Below are 17,950 nucleotides of genomic sequence, written 5' to 3' on the forward strand. Positions count from 1 at the left end.
GCAAGACTTTTAGCACAGAGCAAACGCCTTCAATGCTATTCCTAATCCCGCGGTTTTGTCCCCATGGTTTTATTCTTATGGGAAAGATAAAATGTAGTTACAATTTTTAGCCCTTAGCCCTTAGCCCTTAGCCCTTAGTCATGAATCTTTTGCCTTTAGCCCTTCGTCTTTAATCTTTCTTAGTGATCCATCATATTAAGCGTGCAACGCGACATCTCATCTTCTGGTCATTAATTTCGGTAGCTGTCGGCTTGACCGGTGTACGGCTGTTATTATCAGGGATTGAACATTATAAGGTTGATTTGGCGACCCACATCGGCGAATTGGTTGGCACGCCGGTAACCATAGGCCGCTTGGGTGCGAAAATGCGCGGCTTTAATCCTCAGCTGGTATTAAAGGATATCGCCATTTCATCCCAAGCTGTCCCTGCCTGTCCCCCTTTGGGCGCTATGCATACAAACCCGCCCGCAGCGGATTTGTTATCCGCTTCTGTCTGCAATAACAAACCCGCTATCGAGTTTAACGAAATACGTCTGGGTATTAATGTGCTGGATATGCTGGTTAAACGGGATTTACTGTCATCGTCCTGGGTGACCTTAGTGGGCGCCAAGCTCGCCATTAAACGGCAGCAGGATGGGAGTATTGTTATTGTTGGCTTAAAATCCAGCGATGGGCAGCCGCAATGGCTGTTGCAGGGAGGAAAATACGAAGTCCTGCAAAGCGAAATTAGCTGGCAGGATGAAACAAACCATAGCAGACCACTGTTGTTTAATGGAGTAGATCTAGCTATTCGCAATGATGGCGAGCGCCACAGGCTTAATATGCTGATCAAGTTGCCGAAAAAAGTCGGCGATACGCTAAGGGTGTCGGCAGATTTTGAAGGCAATGTTTTTGAGCCAGCGACCACTCAAGGGAGCATTTATATAGAAGGAAAAGCCGTTTTATTGTCTGAGTTGGCTGCCGGTTTTAGCTCCGTTCAGCCAGCGGTTTGTCTTAATTGCCGATGGCTGAGCGAAGCTGAAGCCGGGCGGCGGATAAATATCAATTCCGGCGCCGGCGATTTCAAAATCTGGGGCGATTGGAAGCAATCGCAATTGGTATCTATGGATGTAGCGGCTCATATTAAAAAGCTGGCGCTGGTTCGGCAGGATAAGCAGGAGTTTTTCGTCAACGACCTGAATACCCGGCTTCGATTGAGGGCGAATGATGTTGCCAACGATGCAGGCAAGCAGTGGCAATTCGATGTCAGCAACTTTTCCCTGGAAACCTTAGCTGGTCCGGAGCGTCTCGTTAAAAAATGGCCGGACGCCGTGTTTAGCGTTGCGGGTCAGCGCATGAATGATAATTCTTTATCTGAGGCGGCGCTGTTTGTCGAACAGCTTGATTTGCAGGAAGTGTCAGAATTGGCGCAGTTCTTCGTCCCGTTGCCTGATGAGCAGGACAAAATACTGGCGAAAGCCCAGTTAAAAGGAGCGTTGGAGAATCTTTCTTTGTTTGCCGATATCGATGCAAAAGCGATTGCAATTAACGGCAGGTTTACCAATATCAGTGTTGCTCCATTGTTGTCGGTTCCCGGTATAGAGAACTTGACCGGCCACATAAAGGGCAGTGAAAAGCAGGGTGCTATTACTTTTGCGACTAAAGACGCTGTGCTGGTTGCGCCGGACCTGTTCCGGGAATCCTTGCCGGTCCGCAGTCTTCAAGGTACGCTTGATTGGCTGCAAGCGAATGATCATTGGTCTGTATCGAGCCAGGCGATTGAATTGGATTCATTGAGCTTCCAAAGCAAAAGCCAGTTTCGTATCGATATTCCCGAAACGGACAAACCGATTTTTATGGATCTACAGAGTGTATTTGCCGGTGAGGACGCAAGCGAAGTCAAACATTATTTACCGGTCGGCATTATGGACGAGGAAGTCGTCGCTTGGCTGGATCGCGCATTTGTTAGCGGACGCATGACCAACGGCGGCTTGTTGATTTACGGTAATCTGAACGATTTTCCGTTTAACACAGCACCAGGTATTTTCGAGGCTGTATTTAATGGAGAGCAGTTCGATTTGTCATTCGATCCGGAATGGCCTCATATAACCGGCATGAATGCCGAGGTCATGTTTTCGCAGGAAGGTCTCAAGGTTAATATTCTGCAAGGGCAATCCGGTATCGCCAGGGATGGTGTGTATGCCGCAAGTCCGCCGGGAGCGGGCGCGGCGATCGCCAGAGATAGTGCGCATGCTGCAAGCCAGTCGGGAGCTGGCGCGGCGAACGTGATCATTAAACAAGCCGAAGTTACTATTCCAAATTTGAATGAAAGCAAACACGTACTGATTCAGGGCGATGCTGAAGGCGAAATCGATCAGGTTTTGGCGTATATGCAGCAGACGCCGCTAAGTTCACCGGTGGATTCGTTGCTGGAGTCTATTACCCCGCAAGGAAATACTCAAGTAACACTGGATCTTAAAATTCCTCTGGTTGACGGAGCGCCAACCAAGGTCGATGGAACGGCGCAGTTGAAAGACGCCAGACTGAACGTGAAATCGCTGGACTTGCCGGTCAGCAAGATTAACGGCAAACTCAAGTTCAATGAGCTGGGGGTTTATAGCGATACGATTCACGCTATGGCCTTGGGGCATCGTATAGAAATCAACATTGAAAGTTCGGATAGCCAAACCACAGTCAACGTGGAGGGAAATGTTGGAGTTGAGGATTTACAGAAACAATTCGACATGCCGTGGTGGAAAATCGCCCAAGGGTCGGCAGATTATCGGTTAAAGCTGGAGTTGCCGTATGGGGATGTTGCCCCTGAATTGGTGGTGGACTCGACGCTGTCCGGAGTATCGTTGGATTTACCCGAATCACTGGCCAAAACCCGGGAACAAAGTTTGCCTTTATTATTGAAGTTTAGCCTGGGCGATAAAGTGTTATTGCCGGTGCTGTTAAATTACGACAATAAACTGAAAGCGGCGATTCAGTTGGATACCGAAAAAAGATCCCTATATTCAGGGCATGTTGTGGTGGGTAACGGTGAAGCTGCCCAGATCCAGGATGCAGGATTAAAGTTGGAGATCAACCGCGACCGCTTGGCTTTGCAAGACTGGTTAGGCTTGGCAACGGCTCAAGGCGCAGGCGATGGTGTTAAGGAACTAAAGATTCATAGCGCTCATGCTTTATGGAAGAAAACCGATATAGGTGGTTTCGATTTATCCCTAAAGCACGATGGCAACTATTGGACTGGGACATTAGCCAGTCCTCTCGCAAAGGGAAGCGTTCAGATACCTGCCGATTTTAAAAGCACTGACAGGATCAGTCTGGATATGGAATTATTGGATATTTCGGCGCTAAAGCAAGCGGCGCCGAAAGATACTTCGGCTCCGCAGATATTGTCGCCGGAGTTTATGCCTTTATTGACGCTCACCAGTCAAAAAACGCTGTGGCAGTCGGTTGATCTAGGCCGGTTGTCCTTGAAAACCGAGCGCATACCGGGCGGCATGAATCTTGATCAGGTAGAGCTGATCGGAGAAAATCAAAAATTGGCCTTGTCGGGCGACTGGCGAGTAAGCGGCGAAAAAACGATAACGCATACCCAAGGCCATATAGAAGTCCCTCGTTTTGGACAATTGTTGACACAACTGGGCATTACCAAGGATATGACAGAAACCGATGCGGCCATTGATTTCATCGTCAATTGGAATGCGGCGCCGTATCAATTTTCACTGGAGGATTTGAACGGTCAAGTGGACGTTAAACTTAAAAACGGGCGCATCTTAAGTATAGAACCCGGATTCGGCCGGATACTGGGCATGCTGGCGCTGGCTCAGTGGATAAAGCGGGCGCAGCTCGACTTTAGCGATGTTTACCAGGAAGGTCTGACCTTTAACGGCATTAAAGGGCACTTTAACTTAGCGGACGGAATTGCATCGACTCATGACTTGGTCGTCGATGCCGTTCCGGCAAAAATCGCTATTAGCGGGGATACCGATCTTGTTAATCAATCTGTTGACCACATTGTCGATGTCACGCCTAAAAGTGCCGATGCCGTGCCTATTGCTGGTACAATTATGGGTAAGGTAGCGGCTTTGGTTGGACGGTCTTTAACCGGCAAGGATCAGGAAGGGTTTTTCTTCGGTTCCCAGTATCTGGTAAAAGGCGCGTGGGGAAATGCAGAAATCATACCGATGCATAAAAATGACGGATTGTTGCAGAAAACCTGGAATGGTATTACCGACTTTCCATGGTTGCAGCAGCAAGAAGAACAATAATGAGAGATAACTATGAATAGATGTGCAGCCATACAGATGGCATCAGGTCCTAATGTCAGCGCCAATTTGCTGGAAGCCGAAAAGCTGATAGCAGAAGCGGTTAAAGCGGGTGCAAAACTGGTGGCTTTGCCGGAAAATTTTGCGTTAATGGGCGATCATGAACTGGACAAAATCAAAGCAAAAGAAGTCGACGGATCAGGTCCTATCCAGAGTTTTTTGTCATCGGTCGCTAAAAAGTATGCGGTTTGGGTAGTTGGAGGCACCATTCCGATTGCCGGTAACGATAGCAATAAAGTGCGGGCGGCTTGCTTGGTTTACAATGACCAAGGCGAGCGGGTGGCGCGTTATGATAAAGTGCATTTGTTCGATGTCAGTGTTCCTGGCAGCAATGATGTTTACCGCGAATCCGACTCTATCGAGCCGGGTACTGATCCGCTGGTGATTGACACTCCTTTTGGCCGGCTGGGCGTCGCGGTTTGTTATGATCTGCGTTTTCCAGAGTTTTTCCGCAAGATGGGCATGGAAATTCTGGTTATCCCGTCTGCATTTACCGCAGAAACAGGAGCTGCGCATTGGGAATTACTGTTGCGGGCGCGTGCCGTGGAGAACCTGTGTTATGTAATTGCGCCGAATCAGGGTGGTTTTCATCTTAACGGGCGAAAAACGTTCGGACATAGCATGGTTATCGATCCATGGGGTGTGGTGTTGGATTGCTATAAAACCGGCGGCGGCTTTGTTTCTGCGGAAATAGATCTGGAGCGTTTGGAAAAAGTGCGAGGCGCATTTCCGGCTTTGAGCCATCGTCGTTTTTTTGTGAATAATGAGTAATTATGAGTGTAATAGTTAAAAGTTTATTGCTAATCGGTTTTCTGGTTTCTTGCGGAACCACCGAAGAAAGTCGCTATCGCGACACTGAAGCCCTTGAACGTCCGCCAACAGTAATCAGCAGCACGGCCAAGGAACAGCGCACTGTCGACGACAGCTCAATTCCGAAGAAAAAAGACATCACTGGCTTAGGCTCGGATGTTTACCAAAATACGCCAACGCAACTGACAATCAAGCAGCCTTTTGGCGAGGCATGGAACACTTTAGGCCGGGCATTGAAGCAAAGCGGCATCAAAATAACCGATCATGAGCGAGATAAAGGCCAGTATTACGTTACTCAGGATACAGCAGATAGAACCAGTTTTTTTGCAAAAGCGACTGCTTTTTTAAGCGATGATCCGACTATTTATCTGCTAACCGTCAAGGATGACGGAGAAGAAACAACGGTAACTGCGACCATGGCCAATGCGACTGAACAAAGTAGTGCAGCTAAAGATGACATGCCGCAACCTTCTGCCGAAGGCGCGGAAGATCTGTTACAAGTATTGTTTAAGACGCTACGTGACAAGCTGGAAGAAGAATGACGAAGGCAAAGGTGCAAATTGTTTCGCACCTTTAGCCTTGCACTTAAATCTTTTATTATGATTCGTCGATGGAAATATTAAATCTTGCAAGACAAGCTATTCTGATGCCTGCCGGCATACAGGATGGCGATATTGAAAAAATTATGGGCCGATTGCTTAGTTCGCCGGTTGATGCGGCGGATATTTATTTTCAATCCAGCCATTTTGAATCTTGGGTCATGGAAGGCGGCATCATTAAAGAAGGCAGCCATAATATCGAGCAGGGCGCCGGAGTCCGAGCCGTATTCGGCGAGAAAACCGGTTTTGCTTATAGCGACCGGATTGAACTGCCGGTACTGTTGGAAGCGGCTAATAATGTTAAAGCTATCGTGCGGCAGGGTCAGGAAGCCGATCCCTTGCATTGCAAGGTCTCTACAAAACCAATCGACTGGCCGAAGTATTACGCAACGCAAAACCCGCTAAAGTCGCTAGCCGATCAGCAGAAAATCGATTTATTGCACCGGGTTGAAAACGAAACACGCAAACTGGACAGCCGGATTGAAGAAGTTATCGTTAGTTTAATCGGCGTCCATGAACATATTCTGGTGGCCAGGCAAGACGGTTCTTTGGTTGCCGATGTCCGTCCTTTAGTGCGGATGAATGTAACCGTCATAGTAGAACAGGACGGGCAGCGCGAACAAGGTAGTATGGGTGGCGGCGGACGTAGCGATTACAGTTATTTTATCGACCGGGATACCGCACTTGAATACGGCCGCGAAGCCGTAAGGCAGGCATTGGTTAATTTGGAAGCCGTCGAAGCGCCTGCCGGTAACATGACTGTCGTGCTGGGCTCGGGTTGGCCGGGCATTTTGTTGCATGAAGCGATCGGCCACGGCCTGGAAGGCGACTTTAACCGCAAAGGTACTTCGGCTTTCAGCGGTCGCGTCGGCGAACGCGTGGCGTCCGATTTATGCACGGTAGTCGATGACGGTACCTTGGCGGGACGGCGCGGCTCGTTAACTATCGATGATGAAGGCACGCCTACCGAAAAAACCGTATTGATCGAAAACGGCATACTTAAAGGCTACATGCAGGATCAACTCAATGCCCGGTTAATGGGCGTCAGCCCTACCGGAAACGGCCGGCGCGAGTCTTATGCGCATCTGCCGATGCCGCGCATGACCAACACTTATATGCTGCCGGGGCAGCACGATCCTGAAGAAATTATAAAATCGGTAAAGAAAGGCCTGTACGCCAAAAACTTCGGCGGCGGGCAGGTCGATATTACCTCGGGTAAATTCGTATTTTCCGCCAGCGAAGCTTACCTAATCGAAGACGGCAAAATAACCCGTGCCGTTAAAGGCGCGACATTGATCGGCAATGGGCCTGATGTGTTAACCAAAGTGTCTATGGTCGGTTCCGACTTGAAGCTAGATAGCGGCGTCGGTACTTGCGGCAAGGACGGACAAAGCGTGCCGGTCGGCGTCGGGCAACCTACGTTGAAGATTGATGGGTTGACGGTTGGCGGAACTAGCGTTTAAGTAAAATTCACTCAATATTTTCTTTATACAAGAAATAGGGCGGACAGGGCAGCCATAAAACTTGAATGGATTGAAAATGTTGTTGCCTTCCCGATTAAGACCCAAAGACAAGCAGATGGGCGGTTTAAAAAATGGGGATTTATTCAGGAAGAGGAAAAATATCTAAGGGTTATTTTGCTGGAAGATAAAGAGACGTTTCATAATGCTTTCTTCGACAGAGGATTTAAAGAGGTAGACGATGAAAATTAAATATTTTGAAGATACCGATACAGCATTGCTGGAGTTTTCAGAGCATCCGGTTTTCGAGACTAGAGAGATTAATGAAAATATTTATCTGGACTTGGATGAACATGGAAATTTGATTGGTATGACCATTGAGCATGCAATGTCGCAAGCAAATATTAATGAAGTTTCATTTCAGCAGATAAATCGCCAAGTTGCATAGAAAATAGATTAAGAGAACACAGTGCAAAATCACGAACATATAAACCACTTAAAAAACATCGTTCAGGACATCTTGGACGAAGCTGCAAAACAAGGCGCCAGTGCCGCGGAAGCAGGCCTGAGCCAGGAAAACGGCTTGTCCGTATCGGTGCGTCTGGGCGATGTGGAAACCATAGAGCATCATTGCGACCAGGGTTTGGGCGTGACCGTTTATTTCGGTCAGCGCAAAGGCTCTGCCAGCACCACCGATTTGTCGATCGCTTCAATTAAGGAAACGGTCGGCGCGGCATGCAGTATTGCCCGCTACACCAGCGAAGATAAATATGCCGGGCTGCCGGAAAAAGAACTGTTGGCTACCGAATTCCCCGATCTCGACCTTAACCATCCGTGGGATATCGGGGTCGATGGAGCCATTGTGTTGGCCATTGAATGCGAAGATGCGGCGCGCTCTTACCATCAAGAAATCAGCAATTCCGAAGGCGCTTCGGTGGATACTCACCAAGGCATCCGCGTGATGGGAAACTCTCTCGGTTTTCTTCAAGGCTATGCTTCAACCCGTCATTCTTTAAGCTGCTCAGTATTGGCGCAACGCGGCGACAGTATGCAGCGCGATTACTGGTATACCGTAGCAAGAAATGCGCGCGATTTGGAATCCGCTGTTGAAGTGGGTAAAAAAGCAGCCGAGCGGACACTTCGGCGTTTGCAGGCGCGTAGCTTAAGCACTCGGCAGTGCCCGGTGCTGTATTGCGCGGAAACGGCTTCCGGTTTGCTGGGTTCGTTTGTCGGCGCGATCAGCGGCGGCAATTTGTATCGTAAATCGTCGTTTTTGCTGGATGCATTGGATAAGCAGGTCTTCCCGGAATTTATCCGCATTCACGAGCAGCCGTATTTAAAAGGGGCTTTAGGCAGTTGTGCGTATGATGGTGAAGGCGTAGCCCCCCAAACGCGCGATATAGTCAGCGAAGGTATTTTGCGCGGTTATGTGTTGAGTACTTATTCCGCCCGTAAGCTGGGCATGCGCAGCACTGGCAACGCCGGGGGCGTGCATAATTTAACGATCGACCCAGGCAAGCTTGATTACCAGGGCATGTTAAAAGAATTGAACACCGGTTTATTGATTACCGAATTGATGGGGCAGGGAGTCAATATGGTGACAGGCGATTATTCGCGCGGCGCGGCCGGATTTTGGGTGGAAAACGGTGTGATCCAATTTCCGGTTGAAGAAATCACAATTGCCGGTAATCTGAAAGACATGCTTAAAAACATCGTCGCCGTGGGCAATGACGTCGATTACCGCGGCAATATTCGCACTGGTTCGATACTGGTTGAGCGGATGTCGATTGCCGGGGAATAAAGCTATTGTTATGATGACTCGCATTGAATCATCATCTTCGGTAGTTTGATAGCAGGGGTTGAATCATGTCGGCAACTTTACAATTGACCGGAACTTGGATCAGCGAGGAAGATTACTTGGCAGGTGAATTAGCCAGCGAAATCAAGCATGAATATATTGACGGCTATGTTTATGCGATGGCTGGAGCCAGCCGGAATCATGAAAGAATCGCCGGTAATGTTTTTGGCGAATTAAGTAACTTTCTAAAAAACAAACCGTGCGAACCGTTCAGCTCCGGCCTAAAAATCAAGACCGGCAGCCGGTTTTTCTATCCCGATGTGATGGTTGTTTGCGCTGAAAACAAGCAGCATGATTATTACACCGAGTCGCCGGTAATTATTGTCGAGGTGCTGTCGAAATTCTCGCGGCGTATGGATGAAACGACCAAACGCATCGCCTATCAAAGTATCCCTGGACTCAAAGAGTTTGTGTTGATCGAGCAGGATTTTGTCGATGTTGAAGTCTGCCGGAAAAGCGAAGGCTGGGTTTCCAATCATTATTTTATGGGCGACAGTGTGCGGTTTGACGCGATCGATTTGATGCTGACCGTTGAAGAAATCTACGCCCGCGTCGACAATGATGAGGTTCGTTCCTACTTTCAAGAACAACAGGCGCAACAGTAATTTGCGGTTAAAGGCCTCGCACAATATCGGTTATCAACTGCGGCCCGCGATAAATAAGGCCGCTGTATACTTGCACCAGACTCGCTCCCGCCGTTAATTTTTCCTGTGCATCGCTCGCAGTTAAAATCCCGCCTGCCGCAATAACCGGAATCTTGCCGTTTAATTCCGCAGCCAATCTCCGCACGACCAAAGTAGATTTTTCCTTAACCGGCGCACCGCTTAACCCTCCAGCTTCATTAGCAAGCGGATGATCTTTAATCATGTCGCGGGCAATGGTGGTGTTAGTCGCAATTACGCCGTCAATCTCAAATTCCAGCAACAGTCTGGCAATATGCGTTATTTCATCGTCGATCAGATCGGGTGCGATTTTCAGGACTAAAGGCACGTATTTGCCGTGTTCTTGTTGCAGTTTCAGTTGCTCTTCTTTTAAAACGGAAATAAGGCTTTTGATTTCGTCGCCCTGTTGTAATTGGCGCAAATTCTTGGTGTTCGGCGAAGAGATATTAATAGTAATGTAGCTGGCAGGTGTATAAGCCTTGCGTAAACCGATCAAATAGTCGTCAGCCGCATTTTCAATCGGCGTGTCGAAATTCTTGCCGATGTTAATGCCCAGAATGCCGGAGTAACCGCTTTGTTTTACCTGGGCCAGCAGATGATCTATACCTAAATTATTAAAGCCCATGCGATTGATGATCGCCTGATGCTCAGGCAGTCTGAACAGGCGCGGCTTGGGATTACCTGGTTGCGGGCGCGGCGTTACCGTGCCGATTTCTACAAAGCCGAAACCCAATGCGGCCAGCGCATTAATATAATCCCCATTTTTATCCAGACCTGCGGCAAGGCCGACCGGGTTTTTAAAACTCAGCCCCATGACGTTGACAGGCTTATCGTCAATTTTCGGGTAGACTAATTTTGATAAGCCCGAAATATACGCCGCATTCAGCAGTTTAAGCGTCACTTCATGAGCGGTTTCAGGATCCAGGGAAAATAATAAAGGGCGAAGTAATGGATAAATGTTCATAGGTTGTGACCGTGTAGGGGCGACCGGCTGGTCGCCCATTAATGTTCGCTGTTTAATTGATAAGGTTCCGGCGCTACCTGCGTCGCACGCTGCAAAACCAGATCGGCCATCAGTTGCGCCGATGCCGGCCCCATCGCGAGGCCGTTTCTAAAATGCCCGGCATTGACCCATAAATTGCCGATTTCGGGATGCTTGCAGATATACGGTATGCCGTGTTCGGTACCCGGCCTTAACCCCGCCCAATGTTTAACGATGGGGAAGTTCTTAAGCGGCGGTAGCAAATTTAGCGCAAAAGCTTGTAGCCGGTCTCGGGCTTCTGTCGTAGTCGTCTTATTGAAGTTATCCTGCTCTACCGTGCTGCCCGCCAGTATTTTACCGTCGCGTCGCGGAATCAGGTATTGATCGCCATCCAGCACCATGTAGCTCAGTGTTTTCGGCTGGGCGTCAAACAACAGCATTTGTCCCTTAACGGGAGCAATTTTTGGCGCATCGCCGGCGGTCGACAAAAACTGCCGAAACAATTGCCCTGTCCAGGCGCCCGCAGCAATAATCAATTGGTTGACGGTGAACTGGCCGGAAGAGGTATCTATAGAAGTGATGCGGTTTTTAGTGACGTTAACGGCTTTTAACTCGCAATGTTCTATTAGCGTAGCGCCTTTATTGATCATGTCTTGTTTTAATGATTTGGCCAGCCGTGGATTGCGCGCTTGAGCAATCTCGGGCAGCCAAAGCGGCTGGTCGGGGACGGTATTCAACATATTAAAAAAGTCCGCGCCGGCAGGCCGACATAAAATATTGTTAGTGTTACACCACTCAACAGCCGCAGTAACATCGGGATTTTTAACGATCAGCAAGCCGCAGGGATTCCATTCCGGGTCTATCTGCGTTTCGGCAGTTAGTTGCGAGGCCAAAGCCGGATACAGTTTTAGGCTTTGTATCACCAGACGGGTAATCGCATCCGGTTGCCGCCATGGATAAAGCGGCAACAAAATACCGCCTCCCGCCCAGGATGATTCCCGGCCCAGTTCATTTTTTTCAATAATCGTGACGGTCGCGCCAGCCTTGATAAACTCGCGGGCTGTTAGTAAGCTGATAATGCCGCCGCCAATGATGGTGATGTCCGGGGTTGTAATCATGATATATAAAAAAGATCAGGGTAAAAATAAATTAGGTAGGGCTAAACAGTTAATTAGAATAAATCACGATTATTGCCAATTTATGTTAGCAGGAAATCTATCCATTCAACTTCATGTGTTTTTTTGAGAAACAAGTATCAAATAGGCGGCTTTGACTTAGTGAGAAAGCAGTGACTCTATAATCATTATAATGAATATCATCTTTAAATCAGTGTTGATTCTATATGTTGGCTAACGATAGGTTTGCTTTATTTTGCTTGAAAAAAGCGTAAAAAATAATAACTGTGGTCTGGATGAATAAACTGAATAATTTGTTGTTTTTTGCATACAGTCGGAGTCTTGGAGCGGATATTATCTTTTAATTGTTGATAAATAAGAAATAATTAATATTCAAAAAATGACGTTTAAACTTGTAGGGAAATGATTTAACTGCTACTATTGACACCGGAAGATAGGCTTTGTTGTATTAAAGCAAATTTTTGTAAAATAACAACCTCATGAGGGGGATAAATGATCAATAAAACTAAACTAGCGCTGGGCATTGCGACAGCAACATTAACAATGACCGGTGCAATGGTTTCTCCACAAGCTGTTGCCGGCACAAAGGCGCAGCATCATGCTGAAGTAGCAGGTGTGAGCAGTAAAGTTGATGCATTGGAAGCGCAATTGCAAGCCATGCAGGCAGAAATAAGCCGTTTAAGAGCGGAAGCAAGCCGTCCCCATTCTAGTGCAGAGTCTGCCAAAGTTCAGGAGCTGGATCAGTGGATGACATCGGTTAAAAGCAAACCGGCTAAAAAAGATCACCACGATAATACTCTTTTCTTCCGTGGCGGTTATGCACATTCTAATGCACAAAGAGGCGGTACGCTGGATCCAACATCATTAGGAGCTCTCGGAAACCAAAATGGTTTGGTAAATGGTCCGATAAGCGATAAGGACGCATGGTATTTCGGTGCCGGCTTTGATTTTAGTCTGACTGATGATGTATGGGGTATGATGGATAATACTCAAGTGTTGGGTGAACTGATGTTTGACTATAAAGAAATTGGTACACGGAAACAAAATGGCATAAATGCCACTGCAACAGGGAATGGCCTAGGTATCGGCAGTTTAGCAACGGTAACAGGGTTGCCTGCTGCAAATTCCGAAACTGCAACTGTCAGCCAGTTTACTTTAGCGGCTTCGCCAAAAATCAAATTCCTGAAAAATAAACCTTTCAGACCTTGGTTGATTCCTGTAGGTTTTGAAGTTAATGTGATCAGTCCACCATCCGATGCAATTACCGTGTTGAGTCCAGGTATGCAGTTTGGTTTAGGTGCCGATTACAGAATATGGAAAGATATCTTCGTTGGTGCTGATGCTCGTTATCACCTTACTACAGGTAATATTGATGGGGTTAGAACAGACGGAGTTACTGCTGGCGGTTACATTGGACTTGGTTTCTAAGCTAAACGCTTAAAAACAAATCCGACAAAAGGGAGGGGCTCAACCCCTCCCTTTTTTTATGCCTGCAGAATTAAAAAGAGGTGCATGGCAAAAGCTCAAGGTAAAATAGCATTTTTCCGGTTTCTGCCGGGAAATAAATTAAATTAGACGCTACAAGCCATGAAAACCCTTTATCCTGAAATTCAGCCCTATCAAACATTTTTTCTCGAAACCGGCAGCAAGCATGTCGTGTATGTAGAGCAAAGCGGCAATCCTGACGGTATTCCTGTTGTTTTTCTTCACGGCGGGCCATGCTCTGGCACCAAGCCGGATCATCGGCGTTTTTTTAATCCCGAGCTTTACCGCATTATTTTGTTTGATCAGCGCGGCTGCGGCCTGTCGTTGCCTTTTGGCGAATTGGAAAATAATACTACTCAGGATTTGATTGATGATATGGAGCGTATCCGTAATCATTTAACTATTGATCAATGGCTGGTATTTGGCGGATCGTGGGGAGGGGCGTTGGCTTTGTTGTATGCTCAGCAGCATAAAAATAAAGTAGCAGGTTTGATTATTCGAGGAGTATTTTTGGCGCGGCAGCAGGATTTAGATTGGTTTGCCAAAGATGGTGCGGGCAGGATCTATCCTGAGCAATGGCAACGGTTAGTTGAAAGCATTCCTGAACAGAGTCAGGGTAATTTGGTGCAAGGTCTGTGCGATGTATTATGGGGCGAAGACGAGGTGGCGCAAAGACGGGCTGCCAAGGAATGGATGGCTTGGGGCGGGCAGGTATCATTAGGCAATGATTATCAGCCGAGCCCGAAAGGCGAACATGCGACGGAGAAAATGGTCAAACAGGTGCGCATGGAATTGCATTATGCCAGGCATCATTATTTTATTGAGGAAAATCAGATCATGGATAACTGTAGCGGCTTGGCTAAAATTCCAACGGTTATCATTCATGGGCGTCAGGATTTTGTTTGTCCGATGGAAGCAGGCTACAGCTTGCATAAAGTATTGTCTAATGCCGAATATGTCGTATTGCCCAATGCAGGGCATGTTGCTCAAGGTAAGGAAATGGTCAATGCGTTGGTTACCGTAACCGACCGGTTTGCCGAGCACGACTATTATCATTCGAAATCGCTTTAAATTTGCATTCAACTGCCCTATAAAACCGTAAATGTTTTATCATTACACAAATTAATTAAGTTTCCAGGTTGTTGCAATTTATAGGAAACATGAGAAGCGCTGAACTTGAGCGACTTGAATACATTTTATACAGATAAATGAAATTACATGATCAAAAGCTCCGTAAATTGGGCTTAGCTGTTATCCAGGTGGAAACGCAGGCGATTGCCGCCTTAGCCGATCAGATTAATGATGATTTTGTGCTCGCCTGCACGTTAATGTTCAACTGCAAAGGTCGTGTTGTGGTTACCGGTATGGGTAAATCAGGGCATATTGCCGGCAAAATTGCCGCAACTTTGGCCAGTACCGGAACGCCCGCTTTTTTTGTGCATTCCGGTGAAGCTAGTCATGGCGATTTGGGTATGATTACCCGGCAGGATGTCGTGCTGGCCCTATCAAATTCCGGGGAAACCGAGGAAGTTTTAACGATACTGCCGATTATTAAACGGCTGGGCGTACCGTTAATAGCTATGACCGGAAACCCGGCCTCAACATTGGCCAAGTTTGCCACCACCCATATCAATGTGGCTGTTGAGCAAGAAGCTTGCCCGCTGGGTCTTGCGCCTACCTCCAGCACCACCGCGGCATTAGTGATGGGCGACGCGCTGGCGGTTTCTTTGCTCGAAGCGCGGGGCTTTACTCGCGATGATTTTGCCTTGTCTCATCCCGGAGGGAGTTTAGGCAGGCGACTATTACTGATGGTGGGTGATATTATGCATGCCGACGAAAAAGTGCCCTCAGTATCGGAGTCTGCGCTTATTAGTCATGCCTTGTTGGAAATGACCGAAAAAAAGTTGGGCATGACAGCGATTGTCGATGCGGATAATCGCGTCACTGGTATTTTTACCGATGGCGATTTGCGGCGGATGCTGAGCAGAAACCTTGATGTACACAAAACCTCCATTACTGAAGTCATGACCCCTAATTGTGCGGTTATTTCGGCGGATATTTTAGCGGCTGAAGCCATGCAAATTATGGAACGGAAAAAGATTAATGCGTTAATTGTTGTTGATGAGCAGCAAAGAGCGATAGGCGCTTTAAATATGCATGATCTGATTCGCGCAGGGATCGTATGATGACCGACATGGAACATGGCTTAGTCATTTTGGAAAAAGCCAAAAAACTTAAATTACTGATTTTGGATGTGGATGGGGTGTTGACGGACGGTCGCTTGTTTTTCGATAGTGAAGGCAACGAATACAAGTCGTTTCATGCGAGGGACGGTCACGGCATCAAGTTGCTGCGGCAGACCGGTGTTGAGGTTGCGGTCATTTCCGGACGTAAGTCGAGCTCGGTTGCGCTACGTATGAAAAATCTGGGCATTGAACATGTGTATCAAGGCCATGAAAATAAAGTCGCTGCATTTAACGAGATTATTGGGCTGATGGGTATCACTCACGAACAGGCAGCGCATGTCGGCGATGACTTGTTGGATTTGCCTATAATGATTAGAGTAGGCTTGGCAATTGCGGTTAATGATGCCAACTTTGCCGTTAAACAACGCGCCGATTGGTGTACGACATTGCCTGGAGGACAGGGCGCGGTTAGGGAAGTCTGTGATTTTATTATGCAGGCGCAAGGGCGTTTTGATGAAGTCTTGAATACTTACCTGACCTGCTAGAGCATGAAGTAAAATGACTAGGTTAAATGGCAACTATAATTATCTGTACCTGATCATTATTGCATTAATGAGCTGGTGGCTGGTTAAATTAACCGGTTCGGATGAACTTAGCCGTATAACGGTTCCCCCGCACAGTCCTGATTATTTCAGCAAGGGCTATACGAAATGGGAAATGAGCGAGCTTGGCAAACCAAAGAGTAAATTAATTGCCGATCAAATGACTCATTACAGCGATGATCTCACCACGCATATGGTAAATCCATTAATGTTTTTTTATAACGAGAAAACACCGCCGTGGGTGGTTAAATCGGAAACTGGCATTTTGTCTGCCGATGGCAATGATTTATTGTTAAACGGCAAGGTTTATGTCGACAGGGCTGCAGCCGAAGGCGTCAGGGAGCTTAAAATCTACACTTTCAATTTAAAAGTAAAACCGGCGACCAGTTATGCAGAAACGGATGCATGGGCAGAACTTATCAGTTTGCCGAGCTGGACTACAGGGATCGGTATGAAACTGGTTTTTGCAGAGCCGATTCATCTGGAATTGCTCTCTCATGTAAAGGGTAACTATGAAACAAAATAAAAAATCTCTCGGCGGTGCGCTACGTGGGAGTGGCTGGTATTTACTGTTATTGGTTTTTTTTAGCGCGGGTGTTTACGCTTTGGAAAGCGACGGCGATCAACCGATAGTCATCGACTCCGATACAGCGACTTACGATGATGTAAAAGCCATCAGTACTTATACGGGTAATGTGATCTCCATTCAAGGCAGCATTCGAGTGAACTCGGACAAGTTGGTGGTTTACTTCATAGACGGTGAAGCTGACAAAATGATATTTACCGGTAATAAGGCAAAATTTAAGCAAACCCCTCACGAGGGCGACCAAGATATAACAGGTGAAGCGTTAATAGGTGAGTATTATCCTAAAAAGAATTTGCTTATTCTCATTGATCAAGCCACCGTCTGGCAAGGCACTGGAGCCTATTCCAGTGACTTTATTGAATACGATCTGAAAACTTCGCTGGTTAAGGCGGGAGAAAAAGAATCGGCTACTAAACGTGTCCACGTCGTAATACAACCTAAAACAAAAGAGCAGCAACCGGCCGCGAAGGACGGCAGCAAATGATAAGGTGCAGGGCACAAGATATATCTTTTTATTTTTTACCGTTGACCTTTTAAGCATGACCAGACTAGCCGCAAAACAGCTGATTAAAAATTACAATAAGCGCAACGTGGTTAACGGCGTTTCATTGCATGTCGATACCGGTGAAGTCGTTGGTTTACTGGGGCCTAACGGTGCTGGAAAAACCACCAGCTTTTATATGATGGTAGGGCTGATCAAAGCCGATGAAGGCGACATTACTCTCGATTCCCAAGTTATCACCCATCATCCGATGCATTTGAGGGCGCAGTTAGGAATAGGTTATTTGCCTCAAGAACCTTCTGTTTTTCGAAAGCTGAGTGTGGCGGATAATTTACGCGCAGTCTTGCAAATTCGTTCGGATTTATCTGAGGGACAGGCAGAGCTGGTGATCGAGGAATTGTTGCAAGAGTTCCATATCCTCCATCTGCGCGACCAAATTGCCTTGGGCTTATCGGGTGGTGAACGGCGACGTGTCGAGATTGCCAGAGCATTGGCGACCAATCCGCAATTTATACTGTTGGACGAGCCTTTTGCCGGTGTTGATCCTATATCGGTAGATGACATAAAAAAAATTATAGAGCATTTGAAAGAGCGCGGCATCGGCGTGTTGATCACTGAACATAATGTTAGGGAAACACTAGGCATTTGTGATCGTGCGTATATACTTAACGACGGTAGAGTGATTGCAGAAGGCGGAGCGGAAGCTATCGTTGCCAATGAGGAAGTGCGTAAAGTTTATTTAGGTAATAATTTTAGTCTTTAATGCAGA

The 17,950-nt window shown here is 47.2% G+C and carries 16 protein-coding genes; 14 read left to right on the forward strand and 2 right to left on the reverse strand.

The window, feature by feature from the left end:
- The first annotated feature begins 182 nt into the window (after positions 1-182).
- From EPO18_RS06230 to EPO18_RS06260, 7 genes are all read left to right on the forward strand, one after another.
- Positions 183-4,256: a YhdP family phospholipid transporter gene (locus tag EPO18_RS06230; protein ID WP_292432064.1), complete on the forward strand. Its 4,074-nt coding sequence runs from the start codon at positions 183-185 to the stop codon at positions 4,254-4,256.
- 12 nt (positions 4,257-4,268) lie between these two features.
- Entirely contained in the window at positions 4,269-5,084 is an 816-nt protein-coding gene (locus EPO18_RS06235; RefSeq protein ID WP_292432066.1) for a carbon-nitrogen hydrolase family protein, read from the forward strand.
- 2 nt (positions 5,085-5,086) lie between these two features.
- On the forward strand, positions 5,087-5,665 hold the full coding sequence (gene bamC, locus EPO18_RS06240) for an outer membrane protein assembly factor BamC (protein ID WP_292432069.1): 579 nt from the start codon (positions 5,087-5,089) through the stop codon (positions 5,663-5,665).
- Positions 5,666-5,733: 68 nt separating this feature from the next.
- Entirely contained in the window at positions 5,734-7,185 is a 1,452-nt protein-coding gene (gene tldD, locus EPO18_RS06245) for a metalloprotease TldD (RefSeq protein WP_292432072.1), read from the forward strand.
- 238 nt (positions 7,186-7,423) lie between these two features.
- A complete protein-coding gene (locus tag EPO18_RS06250; RefSeq protein WP_292432074.1) occupies positions 7,424-7,630 on the forward strand; it encodes a DUF2283 domain-containing protein in 207 nt (68 codons plus the stop codon).
- Between the two features lie 21 nt (positions 7,631-7,651).
- Positions 7,652-8,983, forward strand: a complete 1,332-nt coding sequence (gene pmbA, locus EPO18_RS06255) for a metalloprotease PmbA (protein WP_292432076.1) — start codon at positions 7,652-7,654, stop codon at positions 8,981-8,983.
- A 65-nt stretch (positions 8,984-9,048) separates the two neighbouring features.
- Entirely contained in the window at positions 9,049-9,645 is a 597-nt protein-coding gene (locus EPO18_RS06260) for a Uma2 family endonuclease (RefSeq protein WP_292432079.1), read from the forward strand.
- A 7-nt stretch (positions 9,646-9,652) separates the two neighbouring features.
- Here the strand turns inward: EPO18_RS06260 and EPO18_RS06265 are convergent, their stop codons facing one another.
- Complete coding sequence (locus EPO18_RS06265; protein WP_292432081.1) at positions 9,653-10,666, reverse strand: quinone-dependent dihydroorotate dehydrogenase; 1,014 nt, start codon at positions 10,664-10,666, stop codon at positions 9,653-9,655.
- A 38-nt stretch (positions 10,667-10,704) separates the two neighbouring features.
- Positions 10,705-11,802: a glycine oxidase ThiO gene (thiO, locus tag EPO18_RS06270; RefSeq protein ID WP_292432084.1), complete on the reverse strand. Its 1,098-nt coding sequence runs from the start codon at positions 11,800-11,802 to the stop codon at positions 10,705-10,707.
- Between the two features lie 510 nt (positions 11,803-12,312).
- On the opposite strand from thiO, the gene EPO18_RS06275 reads away from it, so the two are divergent.
- The 7 genes from EPO18_RS06275 to lptB all read left to right on the forward strand — a co-directional run bounded on the left by EPO18_RS06275 (position 12,313) and on the right by lptB (position 17,944).
- Positions 12,313-13,248: a porin family protein gene (locus EPO18_RS06275; RefSeq protein WP_292432086.1), complete on the forward strand. Its 936-nt coding sequence runs from the start codon at positions 12,313-12,315 to the stop codon at positions 13,246-13,248.
- 159 nt (positions 13,249-13,407) lie between these two features.
- On the forward strand, positions 13,408-14,376 hold the full coding sequence (gene pip, locus EPO18_RS06280; protein WP_292432088.1) for a prolyl aminopeptidase: 969 nt from the start codon (positions 13,408-13,410) through the stop codon (positions 14,374-14,376).
- A gap of 137 nt (positions 14,377-14,513) precedes the next feature.
- Positions 14,514-15,491 (forward strand): KpsF/GutQ family sugar-phosphate isomerase, encoded by a 978-nt coding sequence (locus EPO18_RS06285; RefSeq protein WP_292432091.1) that lies wholly within the window; start codon positions 14,514-14,516, stop codon positions 15,489-15,491.
- Positions 15,491-16,036 (forward strand): 3-deoxy-manno-octulosonate-8-phosphatase KdsC, encoded by a 546-nt coding sequence (gene kdsC / locus EPO18_RS06290; RefSeq protein ID WP_292432161.1) that lies wholly within the window; start codon positions 15,491-15,493, stop codon positions 16,034-16,036. The genes EPO18_RS06285 and kdsC overlap by 1 nt, the downstream gene beginning before the upstream one ends.
- Positions 16,037-16,049: 13 nt before the next feature.
- Positions 16,050-16,619: an LPS export ABC transporter periplasmic protein LptC gene (gene lptC / locus EPO18_RS06295; protein WP_292432094.1), complete on the forward strand. Its 570-nt coding sequence runs from the start codon at positions 16,050-16,052 to the stop codon at positions 16,617-16,619.
- Positions 16,606-17,163 carry a lipopolysaccharide transport periplasmic protein LptA gene (gene lptA, locus EPO18_RS06300; protein ID WP_292432095.1) on the forward strand — a complete coding sequence of 186 codons (558 nt, stop codon included), beginning with the start codon at positions 16,606-16,608 and terminating at the stop codon, positions 17,161-17,163. Before lptC ends, lptA begins: the two co-directional genes overlap by 14 nt.
- 55 nt (positions 17,164-17,218) lie before the next feature.
- Positions 17,219-17,944: an LPS export ABC transporter ATP-binding protein gene (gene lptB, locus EPO18_RS06305; protein WP_292432097.1), complete on the forward strand. Its 726-nt coding sequence runs from the start codon at positions 17,219-17,221 to the stop codon at positions 17,942-17,944.
- Positions 17,945-17,950: the final 6 nt, after the last annotated feature.

The organism is Methylobacter sp., from assembly GCF_004322395.1.
In the GTDB taxonomy this organism is placed as follows: domain Bacteria; phylum Pseudomonadota; class Gammaproteobacteria; order Methylococcales; family Methylomonadaceae; genus Methylobacter_A.